At 75.1% G+C, this 1803-nt stretch carries 2 protein-coding genes; both read right to left on the bottom strand.

The window, feature by feature from the left end:
- On the bottom strand, positions 1-180 hold a 180-nt coding region (locus ACFQ87_RS35385), incomplete at its 3' end, for a hypothetical protein (protein WP_380615023.1).
- A gap of 7 nt (positions 181-187) precedes the next feature.
- Complete coding sequence (locus tag ACFQ87_RS35380) at positions 188-1408, bottom strand: GNAT family N-acetyltransferase (RefSeq protein ID WP_380615022.1); 1221 nt, start codon at positions 1406-1408, stop codon at positions 188-190.
- Positions 1409-1803 lie beyond the last annotated feature (395 nt).

The following is a 1803-nucleotide window of genomic DNA, read 5'->3' as shown; positions in this document are numbered from 1 at the left end:
CAACAGAGTCCCAGCCCGTGCTCGGTGGGTCGAACCGTGCTGCTCGGCGGCGAGTTCGGCGCGGACGAGTTCCAGCAGCCGCCCGGTCCGGCTGCGTCCGGACCGGGCGTGCCGGCTCCGGTAGCGGGAGCCCGCGTCGGTGTGGAGGACGGTGGCGCGCCGCACCCCGTCACCGGGCACCGGCCGGTCAGAACCAGTGCAGGCAGTGCGGGGGACGCTCGGCGCTGAACAGGGCGTCGGCGAGGGCTGCCGCGCCCGGGCGGTGGGCCCGGATGTGCCCGGCCCGTACGAGGGTGCTCGGGGCGGTGCCGCCGAGGTAGACCGAGCCCAAGTCCCGCACGTCCAGCGACAGGTCGGGCTCCCGGTCCGTCGGGTCGCACTCGGCCTTGCCGTCCCGGACGGTCAGCAGGTAGCGGTCGTGCTCGCCGAGGAACGGGTCGTCGACGTCGAGGACGAGCTCGCCGTCGCCGAACCAGCCGCGCGTGGTGAGCGCGCGTGGGACGTCCAGCAGCCGCACCCAGAGCCAGTCGGTGTCGTAGCCCACCTCGGCGGCGCGGAAGTCCGCGAGCTGCCACCGCAGCGGGTGCCCGGGCGGGAAGTGCTTGAAGACCACCTGGGTGACCAGGTCGTGCTGGAGCAGGAACCGGACCAGGGCCGTGGTGACGGCGTCGTCGGCGGCGATGGTCTCGTCGACGTTCAGGGTCTCGCCGTCGAGCGAGTAGCTGGCGTACCCGTCCGGGACACCGTCGGCGTCCCGGTGGACGGCTATGTAGCGCGGGGCCGGAGCGATCGGGGGCTGCCCCGCGCCCAGGGCCCACCAGCGGTGCGGCCGGGACAGCGCGCCGGGCTGGGTGCGACGGTACCGGTCGTAGACCTCCTCCAGGAGGTCCCCGCACTCGGCGCGCCGCAGTACCTCGACCGTGCCGGGGGCCGGGGCGTCGGCCGTGCCGCGCGCCCGGGGGAGGGCGAAGCCGGCGCGGTGGCGCGACACCTTCAGGTTCCCGGTGTAGGTCGCCGGGCCGTAGCCGAACCTGCCGTAGATCGGGGCCTCGGAGGCCAGCAGTACGGAGAGGAACTCCCCGCGGGCCCGCAGCTCGGTGAGTTGGTGCCGCATCATCGCGGTGAGCACGCCCTGGCGTCGGTGCGAGGGCAGGACGCCGACGCCGGTCACCCCGGGGGCGGGGGCGAGGGTCCCACCGGGGAGGGTGAGCTCGAAGGAGTACGAGCCGGCGGTGCCGACCGGCCGCCCCTCCGCCGCCACGGCGAGCAGGTTGCGGTCCATCTCGGTCGCCGCCCACCAGACCCCGCCGCCGCCCTCGGACGGGGTTTCCGGGAAGCGCCCGAACGCGGCATGGAGGGTGTCGACGAAGACGTCGAGGTCCTGCTCGGTCGTGGAACGGATTTCCATTGCTGCCGTTGCCTCCCCTGGGATACCGGCACCGCGTGGTGCCCGCGACAGTCCAGCGTCGATTCGTAGACGGGTCAAACGAATTAGTACGCGCGAGCGGACACCGCACCCGATGAGTAGACGCAGCGCCAAGGAACTGTCGACGCAGCGCCAACACGGCCGGGCCGAGGCCTGAGATCCTCCCGGAGGAACACGACGGTGCCCACGCCGCCGTCTACCTCCGCCCCGGGTCGGACCGGTCCGCCCAGGGGCGGAGGACCGGAACGGGCCGGTTGGTGGGCGCACGCCCACGGGGCTTTTTCCCCCCCCCCCCCCCCCCCCCCCCCCCTCCCCCCCCCCCCCCCCCCCCCCCCCCCCCCCCCCCCCCCCCCCCCCCCCCCCCCCCCCCCCCCCCC

Origin of the sequence: Kitasatospora sp. NPDC056531, assembly GCF_042794375.1 — a bacterium.
Taxonomy (GTDB): Bacteria; Actinomycetota; Actinomycetes; order Streptomycetales; family Streptomycetaceae; genus Kitasatospora.
The sequence above is the reverse complement of the archived record's forward strand: the minus strand, read 5'-3'. Positions and strand labels throughout refer to the sequence as shown.